This window comes from Streptomyces sp. NPDC107528, assembly GCF_055639295.1.
The window spans coordinates 324,597-343,068 of record NZ_JBVKAV010000001.1 but is presented as its reverse complement, the minus strand read 5'-3'; the positions used below and the strand labels follow the sequence as shown (position 1 = coordinate 343,068).

General features: G+C 72.9%; 17 protein-coding genes. 13 read left to right on the top strand and 4 right to left on the bottom strand.

Annotated elements, in window-relative coordinates:
• Positions 1-9: 9 nt before the first annotated feature.
• From ACZ7L5_RS01620 to ACZ7L5_RS01600, 5 genes are all read left to right on the top strand, one after another.
• The gene (locus tag ACZ7L5_RS01620) at positions 10-978 is read left to right on the top strand and encodes a slipin family protein (RefSeq protein WP_471513453.1); all 969 of its coding nucleotides are present in this window, start codon (positions 10-12) and stop codon (positions 976-978) included.
• 91 nt (positions 979-1,069) lie between these two features.
• Positions 1,070-2,437 (top strand): PhoX family protein, encoded by a 1,368-nt coding sequence (locus ACZ7L5_RS01615; RefSeq protein ID WP_471513451.1) that lies wholly within the window; start codon positions 1,070-1,072, stop codon positions 2,435-2,437.
• A gap of 60 nt (positions 2,438-2,497) precedes the next feature.
• Positions 2,498-3,976 (top strand): serine/threonine-protein kinase, encoded by a 1,479-nt coding sequence (locus ACZ7L5_RS01610; RefSeq protein WP_471513449.1) that lies wholly within the window; start codon positions 2,498-2,500, stop codon positions 3,974-3,976.
• 99 nt (positions 3,977-4,075) lie between these two features.
• A complete protein-coding gene (locus ACZ7L5_RS01605) occupies positions 4,076-4,933 on the top strand; it encodes a polysaccharide deacetylase family protein (protein WP_471513447.1) in 858 nt (285 codons plus the stop codon).
• An 18-nt stretch (positions 4,934-4,951) separates the two neighbouring features.
• Positions 4,952-5,143 (top strand): hypothetical protein, encoded by a 192-nt coding sequence (locus tag ACZ7L5_RS01600; protein WP_328878552.1) that lies wholly within the window; start codon positions 4,952-4,954, stop codon positions 5,141-5,143.
• Between the two features lie 8 nt (positions 5,144-5,151).
• Here the strand turns inward: ACZ7L5_RS01600 and ACZ7L5_RS01595 are convergent, their stop codons facing one another.
• Both ACZ7L5_RS01595 and ACZ7L5_RS01590 read right to left on the bottom strand, forming a co-directional pair.
• On the bottom strand, positions 5,152-5,823 hold the full coding sequence (locus ACZ7L5_RS01595; RefSeq protein ID WP_471513445.1) for an ABC transporter: 672 nt from the start codon (positions 5,821-5,823) through the stop codon (positions 5,152-5,154).
• Positions 5,820-6,692, bottom strand: a complete 873-nt coding sequence (locus ACZ7L5_RS01590; protein ID WP_471513443.1) for an ABC transporter ATP-binding protein — start codon at positions 6,690-6,692, stop codon at positions 5,820-5,822. Before ACZ7L5_RS01590 ends, ACZ7L5_RS01595 begins: the two co-directional genes overlap by 4 nt.
• A 106-nt stretch (positions 6,693-6,798) precedes the next feature.
• On the opposite strand from ACZ7L5_RS01590, the gene ACZ7L5_RS01585 reads away from it, so the two are divergent.
• From ACZ7L5_RS01585 to ACZ7L5_RS01560, 6 genes are all read left to right on the top strand, one after another.
• Positions 6,799-7,515, top strand: a complete 717-nt coding sequence (locus tag ACZ7L5_RS01585) for a peptidyl-tRNA hydrolase (RefSeq protein WP_471513441.1) — start codon at positions 6,799-6,801, stop codon at positions 7,513-7,515.
• Between the two features lie 78 nt (positions 7,516-7,593).
• Entirely contained in the window at positions 7,594-8,118 is a 525-nt protein-coding gene (locus ACZ7L5_RS01580) for a hypothetical protein (protein WP_471513439.1), read from the top strand.
• Positions 8,119-8,391: 273 nt separating this feature from the next.
• Positions 8,392-9,900: an MbnB/TglH/ChrH family RiPP precursor modification enzyme gene (locus ACZ7L5_RS01575; protein ID WP_471513437.1), complete on the top strand. Its 1,509-nt coding sequence runs from the start codon at positions 8,392-8,394 to the stop codon at positions 9,898-9,900.
• Between the two features lie 127 nt (positions 9,901-10,027).
• A complete protein-coding gene (locus ACZ7L5_RS01570; protein WP_471513435.1) occupies positions 10,028-10,813 on the top strand; it encodes a DUF4142 domain-containing protein in 786 nt (261 codons plus the stop codon).
• A 102-nt stretch (positions 10,814-10,915) separates the two neighbouring features.
• Positions 10,916-11,713 carry a TIGR04222 domain-containing membrane protein gene (locus ACZ7L5_RS01565; RefSeq protein ID WP_471513433.1) on the top strand — a complete coding sequence of 266 codons (798 nt, stop codon included), beginning with the start codon at positions 10,916-10,918 and terminating at the stop codon, positions 11,711-11,713.
• 137 nt (positions 11,714-11,850) lie between these two features.
• Positions 11,851-13,518, top strand: coding sequence for an alpha/beta hydrolase (locus ACZ7L5_RS01560; RefSeq protein ID WP_471513431.1), 1,668 nt, complete (start codon positions 11,851-11,853; stop codon positions 13,516-13,518).
• Here the strand turns inward: ACZ7L5_RS01560 and hemQ are convergent, their stop codons facing one another.
• Complete coding sequence (hemQ, locus tag ACZ7L5_RS01555; RefSeq protein ID WP_471513429.1) at positions 13,519-14,250, bottom strand: hydrogen peroxide-dependent heme synthase; 732 nt, start codon at positions 14,248-14,250, stop codon at positions 13,519-13,521.
• Between the two features lie 5 nt (positions 14,251-14,255).
• Positions 14,256-15,716, bottom strand: a complete 1,461-nt coding sequence (hemG, locus tag ACZ7L5_RS01550; protein WP_471513427.1) for a protoporphyrinogen oxidase — start codon at positions 15,714-15,716, stop codon at positions 14,256-14,258.
• A gap of 161 nt (positions 15,717-15,877) precedes the next feature.
• Here hemG and ACZ7L5_RS01545 point away from each other — a divergent pair, with 161 nt between their 5' ends.
• Complete coding sequence (locus ACZ7L5_RS01545; protein WP_471513425.1) at positions 15,878-16,900, top strand: DUF4349 domain-containing protein; 1,023 nt, start codon at positions 15,878-15,880, stop codon at positions 16,898-16,900.
• Positions 16,901-16,927: 27 nt separating this feature from the next.
• Positions 16,928-18,337 carry an FAD-dependent oxidoreductase gene (locus tag ACZ7L5_RS01540; RefSeq protein ID WP_471513423.1) on the top strand — a complete coding sequence of 470 codons (1,410 nt, stop codon included), beginning with the start codon at positions 16,928-16,930 and terminating at the stop codon, positions 18,335-18,337.
• Positions 18,338-18,472 lie beyond the last annotated feature (135 nt).

Below are 18,472 nucleotides of genomic sequence, written 5' to 3'. Positions count from 1 at the left end.
GGGGTCGCCATGGTCGAGGAACTGCTGGGTGCGGCCGCAGGTGTCGCAGCGGTGGGGCTGGTGTACGTCGCGGCCGCCGCGCGGGTCGTCAAGCAGTACGAGCGCGGGGTGATCCTGCGGCTCGGCCGGCTGCGGGGCTCCGTGCGCGAGCCGGGGTTCACGATGATCCTCCCGGCCGTCGACCGGCTCCACAAGGTCAACATGCAGATCGTGACGATGCCCGTGCCCGCCCAGGAGGGCATCACCCGCGACAACGTGACCGTGCGGGTCGACGCGGTCGTGTACTTCCAGGTCGTGGACGCAGCGGCCGCGATCATCAACGTCGAGGACTACCGCTTCGCCGTCTCCCAGATGGCGCAGACCTCGCTGCGCTCGATCATCGGCAAGAGCGATCTGGACGATCTGCTGTCCAACCGCGAGAAGCTCAACCAGGGCCTGGAGCTGATGCTCGACAGTCCGGCGATCGGCTGGGGCGTGCAGATCGACCGCGTCGAGATCAAGGACGTGTCCCTGCCGGAGTCGATGAAGCGGTCCATGGCCCGCCAGGCCGAGGCCGACCGGGAGCGGCGGGCCCGGGTCATCAACGCCGACGCCGAACTCCAGGCCTCCAAGAAGCTGGCCGAGGCCGCGCACCAGATGGCCGACGCGCCCTCCGCCCTCCAACTGCGGCTGCTGCAGACGGTGATGGCGGTGGCGGCGGAGAAGAACTCCACGCTGGTGCTGCCGATCCCGGTGGAGCTGCTGCGGTTCCTGGAGCGGGGCGCACAGCCACCGCAGGACCACGCTGCCAGTGCGACCACCGAGCCGACCGCCGTTCCCGAGTCGGCCACCGTCGACCAGCCGGCCGCCGTCGGCGAGTCGGCCGCCGTCTCGGAGCCGATAGCCGTCGAGGAATCCACGGAACCTCCGTCCGAACCGACTCCTGAACCCCCGGCCGAACTCCCGGCGGAGCCACCTGGCCAATCGCCACTGAAGTGACACACGCTACGCGCGTGGTTCACGCGAGTCGCGCCAGGTGATAGACACGGCGGGATCAAGTTCCTGTCCGCCAGCAGGAAGGTTTCCCCCCATGTCCGCAACACGACGTCAGGTCCTCGCCCGCTCCGGCTCCCTGGGTATCGGCATCGCTTTCGCCGGGTCCCTGTCGGAGCTCTTCGCAGGCACCGCCGCCGCGCAGACCCTCGGCCACACCGGATACGGCCCCCTGGTCCCCGACCCCAAGGGCCTGCTCGACCTGCCGGAAGGATTCCGCTACCGGGTCCTGTCGCGCGAGGGCGACCAACTCCGCTCCGGCGAGGGCCCGGTCCCCTCCAACCACGACGGCATGACAGCCCTGCCGGGCTCCCGTGGCCGCGTCCACCTGGTCCGCAACCACGAGAACCGCAACACGGCGGCCGTCCCCGTCCCGACGGTCCCCGGCCTCACCTACGACCCGCAGGGCAAGGGCGGCTGTACGGCCCTGACCCTGGACTCCCGCAACCGCGTCCTGTCCGAGCGTGTCGCCATCGCCGGCACGGCCGTCAACTGCGCAGGCGGGCCCACCCCTTGGGGCACCTGGCTGACCTGCGAGGAGACCGAGGACAAGGCCGGCACCAACGGTTACACCAAGGACCACGGCTTCATCTTCGAGGTCGACCCGGCGAACCCGCACCGCTCCGGCGCCGTCCCGCTGACCGCGATGGGCCGCTTCCAGCACGAGGCGATCGCGGTCGACCCGCGGCGCGGCATCGTCTACGAGACCGAGGACGCCTTCGAGCGCCCCTTCGGCCTCTTCTACCGCTTCCTCCCCCACGCCCCGCACGGCGGCCTCGGCTCCCTGCGCGCGGGCGGCCGCCTCCAGGCGATGCGTGTCCCGGGCGTACCGGACCTCTCCTCGATCCAGGAGACGGGTGCGACCTTCGAGAACATCGAGTGGGTCGACGTACCGGACCCCCTCGCCGCCCAAACCCCCATCCGCCACCAGGACTTCGGCCCGAAGGGCATCACCCACGCGCAGAAGCTGGAGGGCTGCTACTGGGGCGGCCGCTGCGTCTACTTCGTCTCGTCCTTCGCCCGCAGCGCGGAGGGCTCGGCGGCGGATCACTACGGCCAGATCTGGCGCTACGACCCCACCGAGCGCCGCCTCACCCTCGTGATCGTCTTCGGTCCGGACACCGACCTCCAACTCCCCGGCGAGTCCCCGGACAACATCTGCCTCGCCCCCAGCGGCGGCCTGATGGTGTGCGAGGACGGCAACGGCGCCCAGCACGTGTTCGGCGTGACCCGGCGCGGGGAGGTGTACGCGATGGCGCGCAACGCACAGAACCTGGGCACGCCGCAGGAGCCCGAGTGGGGCGAGTTCGCCGGGGTCACCTTCGCGCCGGACGGGCAGACGATGTACGTCAACTGCTATACCCCGGGGACGACGTTCGCGGTGACGGGCCCCTGGCGCAGGTAGCGCACCGTCCCTCGAACGAGTGGAGGCTTCCTCTCCGGAACGTCCTCTAACCTGTGCGGCATGAACGCACCGGGGGATGTCGTCGACGGCCGTTTCGAGCTGGTGGAGCGGCTGGGCAGCGGAGGAATGGGCACCGTGTGGCGGGCTCGCGACACGGTGCTGCACCGAGAGGTCGCGCTCAAGGCTGTCCGGTCCGACGCGGACACGGTCGGTGTGGTGCGCGAGCGGGTGCTGCGGGAGGCGCGGGCGCTGGCCCGGCTGAGCCATCCCCATGTGGTCACCGTCCACCAGATCGTGGCCGCCGACCCGCACCCCTGGATCGTGATGGAGCTGGTGCCGGGCGTCTCGCTCCAGCGGCGCCTGGACGACGGCCCGTTGACTCCGGTGGAAGCGGCCCGCGTCGGCCGTCAGGTGCTCGGCGCGCTGCGGGCCGCGCACGCGGCGGGCATCCAGCACCGGGACGTCAAGCCCGCCAACATCCTCCTGCGTCCCGACGGCGACGCCGTCCTCACCGACTTCGGCATCGCCGCCCTGCAGGGCACGACAGCCCTCACGGCGACCGGCGAACTCGTCGGTTCGCCCGAGTACATGGCCCCCGAGCGGATCCGGGGCCGCGACGACGACCCCGCCGCCGACCTCTGGTCGCTGGGCGTGGTGCTGTACGTGTGCGTGGAGGGCGTCAGCCCCCTGCGCCGCCCCACCACACTTGCCACCCTGGCCGCCGTACTCGACGAGCCTCTCCCGCGGCCGACCCGCTCGGGCTCGCTGACGCCGGTGCTCGAAGCCCTGCTGGTACGGGACCCGGCGGCGCGCCCGGACGCCGCCCGCCTTGACACGATGCTGGCGCAGGTGGAGGCCGGTACGACGCCGTACTGGGCACAGCCGACGCTGACCGCCGCCGCACCGCCCGCGCCTGCGACGCCGACGCAGCTCGACACGCCCCGGCCCACGGTTCCGCAGCGGATGCACGAGCCCCGGCGCCGGGGACCCCTCGCCGTGGCCGTGACCGCAGGGCTCGCGATCGCCACCGCGGCGGCTCTGGTCCTCCTCGCCCTGCGCCCCGGTGACACCGGCGGCGACGACAAGGCCCGCGCCACCTCGAACCCTCCGGCCACGAAGTCCACCCCCACCCCGGCGAAACAACAGCCGACGCCCGCGCCCACCCCCACCACGAAGACCGCCGCTCCCACCCCGCCCGCCACCCCCGACGGCCGCTGGATCGCCCAGCTCCACTCCGAACCCGTCGCCGCGGGCACCGCGGCCCGGGACAAGCGGCTCGCCACCGTCCGCCGGTCGGTGCCGGAGGCGGCCGTCCTGCGCAGCGACGAGTACGCCTCCCTGCGCCCCGGCTACTGGGTGATCTACGCCCCCGGCCCCTTCGCCGACGGCCGCGCCGCCCTCACCTTCTGCGCCGAACGCGGCCGCACTTCGGTGAGCACCTGCATGGGCCGCTACCTGAGCACGGACGCGAGCGAGTACAGCCTCCAGTGCCGTCCTCCGGCCACCGCGCCGACGGGCTCCTGCACACGAACCGACTGAGCAGCCCGGGAGAGGCCGCGGTCCGCCGGGCGGGTGACACGGGCCCGGCGTATCCGTCGGCGTAGCGAAAAGACCGTTTAATCCTCATATCTTCATACGGTGATCACATCTGTACGTCGCGTCACCGCCCTCTGCGCCCTGGGTGCGGCGCTCAGCGCGCTCGCCGCCTGTGCGCCGCACGAGGCGACCCGGGCTCCCCTGCCCGCGCCCAGCGCCACCGCCGACGTCTCCCCCATGGCCGGACCGCCGACCCTGGCCCCCGGTCCCGCCGGTGTGACGCCCGTCTTCGAGCACGGACCGCGCGGTCGGGACAAGGCCGTCGCGCTCACCTTCGACGCCGACATGACCGCGGACCAGGGGCCCCGGGCGGCGCGGGGGGAACGGTTCGACAATCCCGGGCTGGTCGCGGCGCTGCGGGAGTTGAAGGTGCCGGCGACCGTGTTCATGACGGGGCGATGGGCCGAGGAGTACCCGGAGCAGGCCCGGGCCATCGGGCGGAACCCGCTGTTCGAGGTCGCCAACCACTCCTACAGCCACTACGCCTTCACCGAGGACTGCTACGGGCTGCCGACGGTCGGCGAGGAGCGGATGCGGGTGGATGTGGAGCGTGCGTACGCGGCGTTGCGGAAAGTGGGGGTCCGTGACGCGATGCCGTACTTCCGGTTTCCCGGCGGCTGCTACGACCGGCGCGCTCTGAAGGCGCTCAGCCCGGCCGGCGTCACCGCCGTGCAGTGGGACGTGGTGAGCGGGGACGCGTTCGCGACGGACGCCCGTGCTGTCGCGCAGGAGGTGCTGGACGGGGTGCGGGCGGGGTCCGTGGTCGTCATGCACTGCACGCTCAGTGCCGCTCCGACGACCGAGCGGGTGGTCCGCAGCGTCGTACCCGAGCTGCGCGCCAGGGGTTTTCGGTTCGTGAAGGTGTCCGAGCTGATCGGGGCGGCCGGCGGGCGGACCTGATGCTCGTACGCTGGACGCATGAGCGAGGAACAGGCTACGAACGACTACTGCCTGATCGACGCGACCAGGCCGCCCAAGGCCGACGGGCCGCCGTACGCCGAGTGCGTGCTGTGCCGGGAGCCCACGGAGTACCCGGAGTCGTACAAGGGGATCACGCTCTGCCCGGTCTGTGAGTGGCAGGAGGCACAGCGCACGGCCTGTTCGGGATGAGCCCTTCCTCAGGGTGACCGGCGGGACGTGAGCGCACAGGCCACGGCGATCGCCGCCGCCGTGAGCAGGGCCGCCGCGGCCAACGGCAGCAGGGGCATGGGGACCGTGCCCGAGCGGGAGCCGGTGACCAGGCCGCTGACCGCCGCCTGTGCCGGGGAGCCGGTCACGACCACGGACAGCAGCGCCGCGAGCAGCATCGTGGGGACCGCGCGTCCCGTGGAGCGCAGCAACGGCCAGGTGGTGAGGGCGCCGACGGCCGTGCCGAGCAGGGCGCAGGCCAGCGTGGCGAGCAGCCCGGCCGCGCCCGCCGGGAGCCGCGGCACACGCGTCTGGTGGTCCGCGCTCACCGGGTCGCTGATCAGCGTCACGACGAGGGTCGCGAGCGTGCCCAGGACCGCCGCCGCGGTCAGCGCGACCAGCAGCGCGGCGAGATGCGCCCGCCCCGGCCCGACCGCTGCGGACACACAACTGCGGGCGGCGGGTGGCTCGTTGGTGACGCAGATCCGCACCAGCCAGGCGGCGACGGGCAGCAGGGCCGCGGCCGTGTAGCCGAGCGAGTCGAGCACCGGCTGACCGCTCGACACACCGATCCCGAGGAACGCGACGTACAGGATGAACGGCGGCAGCCAGCGCTGCGAACGGGCCAGCAGGGCGGTCTGGTAGCTGAGAAGGGCGGTCATCGGCGGCTCTCGGTCTCGGGGGTCGGCTCCTGTCTCACGCTCACCACGTGCCAGGGCGGGCGGGCCGTCAGCAGGGCGCGCAGGAGGACGTCCGAATGGGACGCGGGGACGGTCAGGCGGTGGGTGCCGGGCTCGGCTTCCTCCGCCGATATGACGGTGCGGGTCGCGTCGGCGGGGAGCCGTCCGCCCCGCGGGCCCCGCACGACGACGGTCACGTGCGGGCCGGTCGGTGCCGAAGGCGCGTCTTCCGGAAGCAGGTCGAGTCCCGCGTCCCGCACGGTGTACGTCGCGTCGGGCGCTCCCGCCAGGCGGCCCGGGTCGTGGTCCACGAAGACCACGGCGGTGCCGCCCGCGGTGCGTTCGGCGACAGCCCGCTCCAGTTCCTCTCGGGCGGCGGCGTCGAGGCCGGTCCACGCCTCGTCGAGGACGAGCAGCTCCGGTTCGGCGAGGAGGGCCTGGACGACGGCGACCTTCTGGCTGCTGCCCTTCGACAGCTGGGCCATCGGCGTACGGGCGTACGAGGCGGCGCCGAAGCGGTCGAGCCACTCCAGGGCGGCCCGGGTGGCCGCGGCACGGGAGAGGCCGTGCACCTTGCCGAGATGGGTGAGGTAGCCGACGGCGGTGAAGGGGAGGGCCGTGGGGAAGCGTTCGGGGACGTAGGCGGTGCGGGGGCGGCCGGTGATGCGGCCCTCGGTCGGGGCGTCGATGCCGGCCAGGAGCCGGAGGAGGGTGGACTTGCCGGTGCCGTTGGGGCCTTCGACGCGGATGAGGTTGCCGGGCGGCACGGTGAGATGCACGCCGCGTAAGACCCATGGGCCGCGCAGGCCGTAGCGGCGGCCCACGTTGTCCAGACGAAGATCACGTTGCATGGAGGACATCCTGTCCCATGGCGCGTGGCGGCCGGCCGGGAGCTGATCGCGCTCACGCGGCGAACCAGCAAAATCGACACGGTTCCGCGCCCCTTAGGGTGTTGTCGTGAGCCAAGAACCGACGTCCGCCGGCGACAGCCCCTTCCGGTCGGAGCCCAGTGCCCGCGATGACGCTCCGCAGTTCGTACTGCCTCTCGTCGTACGGATCGAGCGGGGCGCTCCACCCGCTCGCACCGACGCCCTCGAAACCTCCGCCCGCGCCGTCCTGGTGATCCTCGACGACGAGCGCTCCGTCGGCGACGGCGAGTGGGCCGCGGCCATGCGGGACTGGCAGGACGCCCGGATCCGCAAGGTCGTGCGGCGGGCCCGCGGCGCCGAGTGGCGGCGGGCGGAAACACTGCCGGGCATCACCGTCACCGGCAAGGCGGCCGAGGTGCGGGTCTTCCCGCCCGTGCCGTTGGACGGGTGGCCCAAGGAGCTGGCGAAGCTCCAGGTCTCCGGCACCGACCTCGACGACCCCGAGCCGCCCGTGGACGCCGACCCGTCGGGGCCCGTGCTCTGGCTGAACCCCGACCTCGACATGTCGGCCGGCAAGGCGATGGCGCAGACCGGGCACGCGGCGCAACTCGCTTGGTGGGAGCTGTCGGACGAGGAGCGGGCCGCCTGGCGCGACGCGGGGTTCCCGCTCGCCGTACGGACCGCGGACCCAAAGCGCTGGCCCGAGCTGACGACCAGGGGGCTGCCGTTGGTGCGCGACGCGGGGTTCACGGAGATCGCGCCCGGATCGTGCACGGTGGTCGCCGACCATCCGGCGCTGCGGTAGGACGCGGGGCGTTCCTCGGAGCGGCTGCCGGACCGGCGTCAGGCGACCGGACCGGCGACGGGATCGAGGGGAGAGGCCATGGGGCTGTACTTGGGGCCGCTGGAGCCGATCGGGGACCGGTGGGTGATCGGGGACCCGACGCGCAAGGAGGGCCTGAGTGTCGTGCTGACGCCCGAGGGCCTGGAGCACTGCCGGCGAGGGGAGACGGCGCCGCTGCTCGTCGTGGAGTGGACGCGGTTCCTGGAGCTGCGGGTGCGGGCCGCCTACCGCAGGTGGCAGACCACGCCCTTCGCGGGCTTCGCCGGAGCCTTCGCGCCGGGCGCCGACATGGGCCGCGACGGCTGCTCCCTGAACGGGATCGTGCGCCATCCCTATGACCTGTGGAGGGTGCGGTACACCCATCACGAGCGCCGGTACACGGGCGGCCACGTCATCGTGCTGAAGGCCCTGTTCGACGAGCTCACCGAGGCGAAGGCGCTGCACCGGCTCGGCGATCCCGAGTGGCTGGGCACGGCGGTCGCCAAGCTGTCGTCGTACACGTCGTGGTACGCCCCACGGGGCAGCCGCCTGGTGGCGGAGACCGTCCGGAATCTGGGTACCTGAGCGACCACCCGGTGGGCGGTCGTGCCGTGTCCCGGTCTCAGGCGTGCTTGGGCGGGGCGTTTGAACGCCGTCGGCGTGCGGTGCGTACGACCTTGCGAGGCCGCTCGTCCGGTGCGGGGAGCGGGACGCGGGTCCCGGCCGCCCAACCTCAAATGTTGCTCTGAAGGTGTCGGCCCAGGGGTTCGGGCGGGTCCCGCGGGGCCATACCCCCGTCACGTCCGGCACGTCCGAGGAGACGGGACAGCGGGTACGGAAGAGGCCGAGGAGGGGACGATGGAGCGACTGGGTACGGGGATCGGGTGGCGTCCGGAGATCGCGGACGCCGTGGAGCGCATGCCGGGCATCGACTGGGTCGAGGTTGTCGCCGAGAACGTCTGCCCCGGGCATCTTCCGGAGTCCCTGGTACGGCTGCGGGAGCGCGGCGTGACCGTGATCCCGCACGGTGTCTCGCTCGGGCTGGGCGGAGCGGAGCGGCCCGACACCGGGCGGCTGACCGCACTCGCCGAGCGGGTTCAGGCGCTGGGGGCGCCGCTGGTCACCGAGCACATCGCGTTCGTACGGGCGGGAGGGCCGCTCACGGCGTCGCCGCGCCTGGAGGCGGGGCACCTTCTGCCGGTCCCCCGCACCCGGGACGCCCTCGACGTCCTGTGCGAGAACGTCCGTATCGCGCAGGACGCGCTGCCCGTGCCGCTCGCCGTGGAGAACATCGCGGCCCTCATCTCCTGGCCGGGCGAGGAGATGACGGAGGGGCAGTTCCTGTACGAGCTGGCCGACCGCACGGGGGTGCGGCTGCTCATCGACGTGGCCAACCTCCACACCAACCACGTCAACCGGGGCGAGGACCCCGCCAAGGCCCTCGCCGAACTTCCGCTGGAGGCCATCGCGTACGTCCATGTCGCGGGCGGCTTCGAACGCGACGGCGTCTGGCACGACAGCCACGCCCACGCCGTGCCCCGGCCGGTCCTCGACATCCTGACGGACCTCGCCTCCCGCGTGACCCCGCCCGGGGTTCTGCTGGAACGCGACGAGAACTTCCCGGAGCCGGGGGAGCTGGAGCGCGAGTTGGGGGCGATTCGGGGGGCCTTGGAGAAGGGGGCGGTGGAGAAGGGGGCGGTGGAGACGCCGCGCGCGGCCCAGGTGCCTCGCGGGACGCCGACCCGGGGCGGGGCGTCCTCGGCTGAAGCCGCTTCGGAGGCGGCGGGCCTGGAGGGGGCCTCGCCGGAGGCGGTGCCGGCCGCGGGCGCGGCCGAGAGGGCCCGCACCGAATCCACTCCGCCGAAGGCACCACCCGCCACCACCCACCGGGCGGAGACAGCCGTCGACACCCCACCCCGGGACGGGACGGTGCGGGCCGAGGCAGTCACCGATCCCGCTCGTCAGCGGCTCGCCCTCGCACAGGCCTCGCTGCTGTCCGCGCTCGTCGCCGGGACGCCGGTGCCGGAGGGGTTCGACCGGGTACGGCTCGGCGTGCAGGCGCGGGCGCTCGCCGGTAAGCGGGCGGACGTCGTGGCGAAGGTCGCGCCCGAGCTGCCGGTGATCCTCGGGAACGGGTATCGACGGGCTTTCCTCGGCTACAGCCACGGGAACCCGATGACCGACGGCTACCGGCGCGACGCCCTGGACTTCGCCGGGTACCTGCTGGTCGGCGGCCGGCTCGAAGACGCCCGGGTCCGGGCGGAGTTGCAGGAGTGGTGGCTGGAGCGCTCGGGCCCCACGCCGCGGTCGCGACGGCCGGGGGTACGGCTGGCCCGCGCCACGCGACGCGTGCTGCTGCGGCGCTGAGCTGGGAAGCGGACGGGGCGGCTGCGGCGATGAGCCGGGTGCCGGGCACGGCACACTCCGGCGCCGAAGTAATATGCCAACCCACCCCCGAAGCGCACTAACGTGCGGTGCCGCACCAGGAGGCACCATGCGATCGCAACCCCGCGTCAACGGCCGAGGCATCTTCAGCGGCACCGGGCTGATCATCACCGGCCTGACGGCGACGCTGTTGGCGATGGTCTTTCCCATCTGGTCGTACGCCGACCGGTCCGGCACCGGTCTGGACGTGCTCAACGCGGAGACCGTCTCGACGGGGTACGGGCCGCTGTCCGCGCTGGACCGCGACTTCATCACGAAGGTCCGGCTGGCAGGGCTGTGGGAGCTGCCCGCGGGTGAGCAGGCGCAGCAGAAGGGCACCACCCCGGCCGTACGGACCGCCGGCCGGCACCTCATCGAGGGGCACACGTTCCTCGACGAGCGGGTACGTGACGTCGCCGCCAAGCTCAGCCTCGCGCTGCCGAACGAGCCCACCGAGCAGCAGCAGGAGTGGCTGGACACCCTGAGCGCGGCCCAGAGCGTCGAGTACGACCGACAGTTCGCGAACATCCTGCGCCTGGCGCACGGCAAGGTGTTCTCCGTCGTGGCCCAGGTGCGGGCCAGTACGCGCAACTCCCTCGTCCGCAAGCTCGCCGACGACGCCAACACCACGGTGCTGGACCACATCACGGTCCTGGAGGCGACCGGCTACGTCGACTACGACGCCGTGGCCCGGGACATGGTCGCCGACAGCACCCCTCCGCTGACGCCCTCCCCCGCCCCGCCCGGGCCGACCGAGGCCCCCGCTCCGGCCGTCCCGATGAGCCCGCCCCCGTCGCCGTCACCCAAGTACACCCTGCCGCCGGCCGCGACCAGCCCCCGCCCGCAGGGGTCCTGACGCCCTCGACGCCCTATCCGGAACGTCACATCCCGGCAACTCTCGGTCCGCATTGTGAACAAGGCATGGCGTTTCACTGGGCCTTTGGCATAGAAACGCGGCATGTTCTGGGTCCTTCTCCTCCTGCTGGCCTGGGCCGTCGCCGGCACTGCCTGCACGCGCCTGTGCCTGGCCGCCGTACACACCGCGGCCTCCGACGCGAAAGAGGCGACCGCGGGCCAAGGACACGATCTGACGCTGTACGAGGCCGCTTTCCTGTCCGGCGGCCCGCGACGGGTCGCCGATCTGACCCTCGTCTCCATGGCGCGGCAGCGGCGCCTGCTGCTCGCGCACACCGGCTGGGCGACGGTCGTCGATCCGCGCGGCCGGGACGAGATGGAGCGCTCGGTGATAGGGGCCATCGGGCCGCAGGGCCAGTCCCGCATCGAGCCGGTGCGGGACGCCGCAGCCGCCGCGGACGCGGTCGGCAGTCTCGCCGACCGTCTGGTCAGCGCGGGCCTCGCCGTACCCGACGGGGAGCGCGGCGGGATCGCGGCCTCGATCCGGCAGGTGCAGCTCGCCGTGGCCGCTGTACTGGCGTTGGGCGCGATCGCGCTGCTGGCGCCGGCCCAGTCGGACATGCCGGCCCACCTGGTCGCGCTCTGGTTCGCGCTCCCCTTCGTGCTCACCCTGAGCTGTCTCGCCATCGCCCGGATCGAGATCCACCCGTACGCGCAGTGGGCCTCCCCGGCCGGGCAGCGGCTGCTGAGCACCCTGGTCCGGCGCTCCCGGGCCGGGGACGACCGTACGTACCTCACCTCCGTCGCGATAAGGGGCGTACGCGCCATCGGCGAGCCGGACCTGCGTGCGGCCTTCGCGCACCGCGAGCCGCACCACCACGCGTTCCACCGGCACGAGTGACAGCTACGACTGACAGCCCGTCGGCTCGGTGACGCATAGGGGGCATTGAGGCCGACACCGGCGGGGCGGTGCTTGCCTTCATCAACAGACGAACGAAATATCCCTTTTGTTGCTGCCGTGCACCGAAGGGATACGCCATGAGAGCTGCCGCCCTCTACTCGGTCGCCGGGGCTCTGCTCCTGACGACCCTCTCCGCCGCTCCGGCCGGCAGCACCGGGGCCGCCCCGGGTACGGCCGAGCAGCACGGCACGACCGTGGCCGCCACGCGCGCCGAGGCCGCCGGCATCACCTTCGGCGAATGCGCCAAGGGGCAGGGCCTGCCGGGCAAGATGCAGTGCGGCACGGTGTCCGTCCCGCTCGACTACGCCCGTCCCGATGGCCAGCAGATCAAGCTCGCCGTCAGCCGGGTGCGGGCCACGCACAAGGACCCGCACAACAGCAAGCGCCGGGTGCCCGGGCAGGGCGCCCTGGTCTACAACCCGGGCGGGCCGGGCGCCTCGGGGCTGCACTTCCCGCTGATCGGCCTGCTCCCCGCGTGGAAGCGGCTGGCGGCGGCGTACGACCTGGTCGGCTACGCCCCGCGCGGGGTGTCGCCGTCCGCGCCGCTGTCCTGCCAGGACCCCAAGCAGTCCGTCAAGGGGCCGGTGCAGGCGCCGACGCACCCCTCGGAGGCGTACAAGAAGGAGCGCATCGCCCGGGCGAAGGCGTACGCGCGTGGCTGCGCGCAGCGCACGGGCAGCGCGCTGCAGCACTACAACTCCCTGAACAACGCCCGTGACCTGGACGTCCTGCGGGCCGCACTGGGCGAGTCGAAGCTGACCTTCATGGGGGCGTCGTACGGCACCTACTTCGGCGCGGTGTACGCGACGCTCTTCCCCTCGCACGTACGTCGGATGGTGTTCGACTCGGCGGTGAACCCGGACCCGGCGCAGATCTGGTACCGCAGCAACCTCGCCCAGTCGGCCGCGTTCGAGGAGCGATGGGCGGACTTCCGGGAGTGGGTCGCCGAGCACGACGACGTGTACGGCCTCGGTGCCACGTCCGACGAGGTGCTGCGCAGCTACCAGAAGGTACGGGCGCGGCTGGCCGAGGAGCCGGCGGGCGGGAAGGTCGGGACCGGGCAGCTGCAGGAGGCGTTCCTGCAGGCCGGGTACTACGACGACTACTGGCCGTCGCGCGCGAAGGCGCTGTCGGCGTATGTGAAGGGCGACCCGAAGCCGCTGGTCGAGCTGGCCGCGCCGGCGAAGGAGGCGGCGGCCGAGGACGAGAACTCGAGCGCGGTCTACACGGCCGTGGAGTGCAACGACGCGCCTTGGCCGACGGACTGGGCGGTCTGGGACCGGGACAACACGCGGCTCGCGCGCGTGGCGCCGTTCGAGACCTGGGACAACGCGTGGATGAACCTGCCGTGCGCCTACTGGCAGGCGCCCCGGCAGGAGCCGCTCGATGTCCGGACCGGGCGGGGTGAGTTGCCGCCGATCCTGATCCTGGCCGCCGAGCGGGACGCCGCCACGCCGTACGACGGAGCGCTGGAGATGAACCGGCGGCTGTCGGGCTCGGTACTGGTGACCGAGCGGGACGCCGGCACGCACGGCATCGCGTACGGCCCGAACACGTGCGTCAACGGTCACGTCGACGCCTACCTGCTGGAGGGCCGCCTCCCGGCCCGGCGCGCGGCGTGCGAGGGGCACCCCGAGCCCAAGCCGGAGCGCCCGGGCGAGAGCAAGGCGAAGAAGCTGAGGCAGCACACCGCGACGAAGCCGGGCGGCCGGCCTCAGCAGGCCACCGCCCGGCTCCCGCACTGATCAGGCGAGCCCGGCCACCAGCTCGGCCACGCTCTTGCGACGGCCCGTGTAGAACGGCACCTCTTCGCGGACGTGCCTGCGGGCCTCCGAGGCGCGCAGGTGGCGCATGAGGTCGACGATGCGGTACAGCTCGTCGGCCTCGAAGGCCAGGATCCACTCGTAGTCGCCGAGCGAGAACGAGGCGACGGTGTTGGCGCGCACGTCCGGGTAGCCGCGGGCCATCTTGCCGTGGTCGGCGAGCATGCGGCGGCGGTCCTCGTCGGGCAGCAGGTACCAGTCGTAGGAGCGCACGAAGGGGTAGACGCTGACGTAGTCGCGGGGCGTCTCGTCGGCGAGGAACGCCGGGATGTGCGAGCGGTTGAACTCGGCGGGGCGGTGCAGCGCCATGTTCGACCAGACCGGCTCCAGGGCGCGGCCCAGCCTGGTGCGGCGGAAGAGGTTGTACGCCTCCTGGAGCTGGTCGCTGGTCTCGGCGTGCCACCAGATCATGACGTCGGCGTCGGCGCGCAGCCCGGACACGTCGTACGTGCCGCGGATCGTCACGTCCTTGGCGGCGAGCTGGTCGAACAGCTCCTGGACCTCGTCGGCGTACCCCGCGCGGTCCTCGGGGAGGACGTCCTTCAGCTTGAAGACGGACCAGAGGGTGTAGCGGATGACCTCGTTGAGGTCCTTGGCCAGCTTGCCCTTGTTCGGGATCCTGCCGGACTCGGTGGTGGAGGCGTCGTCACTCATGTCCCCTATTCTCCCGCTCCGCCGTGCAGACTCTGCACCGGGTTGGCGGTGAGCTCCTCGACACCGCTCGGATCGCCGTCCAGCTGGTCCACGGCGGCGTACGCGCTCGCGATGCACGCGGGGATGCCCACCCCGTCGTACTGCGCGCCGCACACCGCGAGGCCCGGCACCTCGGCGACGTGCTCGCGGACGCGGGCCACGCGCGCGTGGTGGCCGACCGGGTACTGGGGCAGGCCGTCGGTCCAGCGCGTGACGCGGGTTTCCAGCGGGGTGGCGTCGAGGCCGGTCGCCGCCCGGAGGTCCCGGCGGGAGACGTCGACGAGGTGGTCGTCGTCGCGGCCGAGGATCTCCGTCTCGCCGTAGCGGCCCACGGATGTGCGCAGCACGACCACATCCGGGTTCCCGTCGGCGATCCAGCCCCACTTCTGGGAGGCGAACGTCGACGCCTTGATGGTGCGTCCGTCGACCGGCGGCACGAGGAAGCCGCTGCCCGCCGGCAGGTCGGTGTCGGCCCGGCGGTAGGCGAGGGTGACCAGGGCCATGGAGGAGTACTCGATGCCGTCCAGCTCGGCGGCTGCCTCGGGGGCCTCGGCGCGCAGGAGGGCGGCGGCGGCCGGCGCGGGTACGGCGACGACGACCGCGTCGGCGTGCAGCACCCGGTCACCGGCGACGACACGCCACCCTTCGGACGCCTCCCGGCGCAGCTCCGTCACCGGCGCCCCGGTCACGATCTCGCCGCCCCGCGCGCGCACCGACTCCGCGACGGCGAGCGGGAGTTGGCCCACGCCGCCCTCGATGCCCATGAACACCGGCCCGGTCTGCCGGCCGGCGGCGGCCTTGGCCTGGATCTCGCGGACGCCCTCGGTGAGGGAGTCGTGCGTCTTCGCCGCCTGGTAGAGCTGCGGCACGGCCGAACGCATCGAGATGCGGTACGCGTCGCCCGCGTACACGCCGCCCAGCAGGGGCTCGACCAGGCGGTCGACCACCTCGCGGCCGAGGCGTGCCGCCACGTACTCGCCGACCGCCACGTCGTCCCCGACCTCGGTGCGGGGCAGGTCGGCGTCGCGCTCGATGCGGGCCAGGCCCTCGTCGGACAGGACGCCGGTCAGGGCGGCGGCGGTGCCGGGGACGCCCATCACATGTCCCTTGGGCATCGGTCGCAGGGCGCCTCGGGTCCAGATCGAGGCCGTCGCGGTGGCGGGCGGCTGGAGGCGGTCGGCGAGGCCCACCTCGCGGGCGAGGGCGACGGCCTCGGGGCGGCGGGCCAGCATCGACTCGGCGCCGAAGTCCACGCGCGCACCGGCGATCGTGCCGGGCAGCAGCTTGCCGCCGATCCGGTCCGACGCCTCCAGGACGGTCACCCGCCTGCCGGCGGCCAGCAGCCGGTGGGCGGCCGCCAGACCGGCGATCCCGCCGCCGATGACGACGACCTGGCCCGCACCCCTACGAGTCTGAGCTTCGCGCATGTCCCCAGCCTCTCAGACCCCACTGACAGCCCGTCCGCGCCCCGGTGTCCCGCACGAGTCCCGACCGTGACCGCATCGGGACCGTTTCCCGCCAACGTTCGGCCGGACCCGCGCGTCGAAGAAGCATCAGTCGCCACGACAACCCTCGGGGGTACGCCCACATGCGCGCACGACGATCCGCACGATCCGCACCACCCGTACGACCGGTCCAGGTCCTGACCGGCCTCCTGCTGGCCGCCGCCCTCGCGCTCACCGGCTGCAGCGGCACGGACGACGCGGGATCCGACAGCGCCGCCGCGGGGGGCGGGGCCGCCAAGGAGGAGGTCCAGGCGAGTGCGGACGCGGGCGCCCCGGGCAGCGGCTCCGGCGCGGACCGGGCGACCGCGCCGCCCAAGGCCACGGCGAGCCACATCATCCGTACGGCCTCCCTGACCGTGCAGGTCAAGGACGTACCGCGGGCTCTCGACGAGGCCCGCGCCACCACCGAGAACGCGGGTGGCTACGTCGGCAACGAGACGACCACCGGCGACGGGAAGGGCCATGAGCGCACCCGCGTCGTCCTGCGCGTGCCCGTCGACAAGTACGCCGAGGTCCTCGCCGATCTGGAGGGCGCCGGCAAGCTGATCGAGCGCAGTGCCAAGGCGCAGGACGTCACCGACCAGGTCGTGGACGTGGAGAGCCGCATCACGTCGCAGCGGGCCAGCGTGGCCCGGATCCGCGAGCTGATGGACCGGGCGACCAAGCTCAGCGACGTGGTCACGCTGGAGGGCGAGCTGAGCTCCCGCCAGGCGGACCTGGAGGCGCTGCTGGCCCAGCAGGCGTCCCTGAAGGACCGCACCAGCCTGGCCACGATCACCCTCTCCCTGTCGGAGACGCCGGTGAAGAAGGCGGCCCCGAAGGACGAGGACCCCGGCTTCCTGGACGCGCTCGCGGGCGGCTGGGGCGCGTTCGTGACGATGCTGCGCTGGCTCGCGGTGGTGTTCGGCGCCGTGCTGCCCTTCGCCGCCGTGGCGGCACTGATCGTGTTGCTGTGGCTGAAGGTCCTGCGGCCCCGGATGCCCCGGCGCCCGGCGACCGCGCCCGCGACGACCGCCCTGGGTCCGCTGCCGACGGCCCGCCAGGCACCGGGGCGCACGCACGCGGGGGACGAGCACGGCGCCGGACAGGGCGGCGAGCGGGACTGAAATGCCCGGCGCTCGTAGCGTGTTCGCATGAACATGAGTGCTGCGAGTGGTGGGTCGGGAACGCGAGAACGACTGGTCGTCATCGGAGGCGACGCCGCGGGGATGTCCGCGGCGTCGCAGGCGCGGCGTCTGAAGAGCGCCGAGGAGCTGGAGATCGTGGCGTTCGAACGCGGCCACTTCACCTCCTTCTCGGCCTGCGGCATCCCGTACTGGGTGGGCGGCGGCGTCCCGGAGCGCGACCAGTTGATCGCCCGTACGGCCGAGGAGCACCGCGCGCGGGACATCGACCTGCGCATGCGGACCGAGGTCACGGAGATCGACGTGGCAGGCGGCCGGGTACGCGCGCGTGACGTCGATTCCGGCGCCGAGTCCTGGACGTCGTACGACAAACTCGTCATCGCGACCGGCGCCCGCCCGATCCGCCCCGACATGCCGGGCGCCGACGCCCCCGGCGTCCACGGCGTGCAGACCCTCGACGACGGCCAGGCCCTGATCGACACGCTGGAACACACGCGTGGCCGGCGCGCGGTGGTCGTCGGCGCGGGCTACATCGGCGTCGAGATGGCCGAGGCGCTCATCAACCGCGGCTACGAGGTCACGGTCGTCAACCGGGGCAGCGAACCCATGTCCACGCTCGACGCGGACATGGGCCGGCTGGTGCACGAGGCCATGGAGGGCCTCGGCATCACCATGGTCAACGACACCGAGGTCACCAAGATCCTCACCGGCGAGGACGGCCGGGTCCGCGCGGTGGCCACGCAGGACGCCGAGTACCCGGCGGACGTGGTCGTCCTCGGCATCGGCGTCCGCCCCGAGAGCACGCTGGCGCGAGCGGCCGGCCTCCCCCTCGGCGACCACGGCGGCCTGCTCACCGACCTCGCCATGCGGGTACGCGGCCACGAGAACATCTGGGCGGGCGGCGACTGCGTGGAGGTCCTCGACCTGGTGTCCGGCCAGGAACGCCACATCGCCCTCGGTACGCACGCCAACAAGCACGGCCAGGTCATCGGCACGAACGCCGCCGGCGGCTACGCCACGTTCCCCGGCGTCGTCGGCACGGCCGTCAGCAAGGTCTGCGACCTGGAGATCGCCCGCACGGGTCTGCGCGAGAAGGACGCCCGCCGGGCGGGCCTGCAGTACGTCACGGCCACGATCGAATCGACGAGCCGCGCGGGCTACTACCCCAACTCCTCGCTGATGACGGTCAAGATGCTCGCCGAACGCCGCACGGGCCGCCTCCTGGGCGTCCAGATCGTCGGCCGCGAGGGCGCGGGCAAACGAGTCGACATCGCGGCGGTCGCCCTGACGGCCGGCATGACGGTGGAACAGATGGTGTCCCTGGACCTGGGATACGCGCCCCCGTTCTCCCCGGTCTGGGACCCGGTCCTGGTGGCGGCCCGCAAGGCAGCGAAGGCGGTCAACACCGGACCTTCTTGACAGGCGGCGCGGGCAACGCCCTCAGGGGCGCGGGGCTGTATCGATATGCGGCTCGGCCGCGTGGGCGCGACCCGCCCGAGTCGTGATCAATGTGCGGGATGTGCCTTCGTGGCACGGTCCGGTCCGGTGGACGGT

Coding starts and splice junctions, on each gene's coding strand:
- ACZ7L5_RS01620 (WP_471513453.1), top strand. CDS start 10: ATGGTCGAGGAACTGCTGGGTGCGGCCGCAGGTGTCGCAGCGGTGGGG.
- ACZ7L5_RS01615 (WP_471513451.1), top strand. CDS start 1,070: ATGTCCGCAACACGACGTCAGGTCCTCGCCCGCTCCGGCTCCCTGGGT.
- ACZ7L5_RS01610 (WP_471513449.1), top strand. CDS start 2,498: ATGAACGCACCGGGGGATGTCGTCGACGGCCGTTTCGAGCTGGTGGAG.
- ACZ7L5_RS01600 (WP_328878552.1), top strand. CDS start 4,952: ATGAGCGAGGAACAGGCTACGAACGACTACTGCCTGATCGACGCGACC.
- ACZ7L5_RS01595 (WP_471513445.1), bottom strand. CDS start 5,823: ATGACCGCCCTTCTCAGCTACCAGACCGCCCTGCTGGCCCGTTCGCAG.
- ACZ7L5_RS01590 (WP_471513443.1), bottom strand. CDS start 6,692: ATGCAACGTGATCTTCGTCTGGACAACGTGGGCCGCCGCTACGGCCTG.
- ACZ7L5_RS01580 (WP_471513439.1), top strand. CDS start 7,594: ATGGGGCTGTACTTGGGGCCGCTGGAGCCGATCGGGGACCGGTGGGTG.
- ACZ7L5_RS01575 (WP_471513437.1), top strand. CDS start 8,392: ATGGAGCGACTGGGTACGGGGATCGGGTGGCGTCCGGAGATCGCGGAC.
- ACZ7L5_RS01570 (WP_471513435.1), top strand. CDS start 10,028: ATGCGATCGCAACCCCGCGTCAACGGCCGAGGCATCTTCAGCGGCACC.
- ACZ7L5_RS01565 (WP_471513433.1), top strand. CDS start 10,916: ATGTTCTGGGTCCTTCTCCTCCTGCTGGCCTGGGCCGTCGCCGGCACT.
- ACZ7L5_RS01560 (WP_471513431.1), top strand. CDS start 11,851: ATGAGAGCTGCCGCCCTCTACTCGGTCGCCGGGGCTCTGCTCCTGACG.
- hemQ (WP_471513429.1), bottom strand. CDS start 14,250: ATGAGTGACGACGCCTCCACCACCGAGTCCGGCAGGATCCCGAACAAG.
- hemG (WP_471513427.1), bottom strand. CDS start 15,716: ATGCGCGAAGCTCAGACTCGTAGGGGTGCGGGCCAGGTCGTCGTCATC.
- ACZ7L5_RS01545 (WP_471513425.1), top strand. CDS start 15,878: ATGCGCGCACGACGATCCGCACGATCCGCACCACCCGTACGACCGGTC.
- ACZ7L5_RS01540 (WP_471513423.1), top strand. CDS start 16,928: ATGAACATGAGTGCTGCGAGTGGTGGGTCGGGAACGCGAGAACGACTG.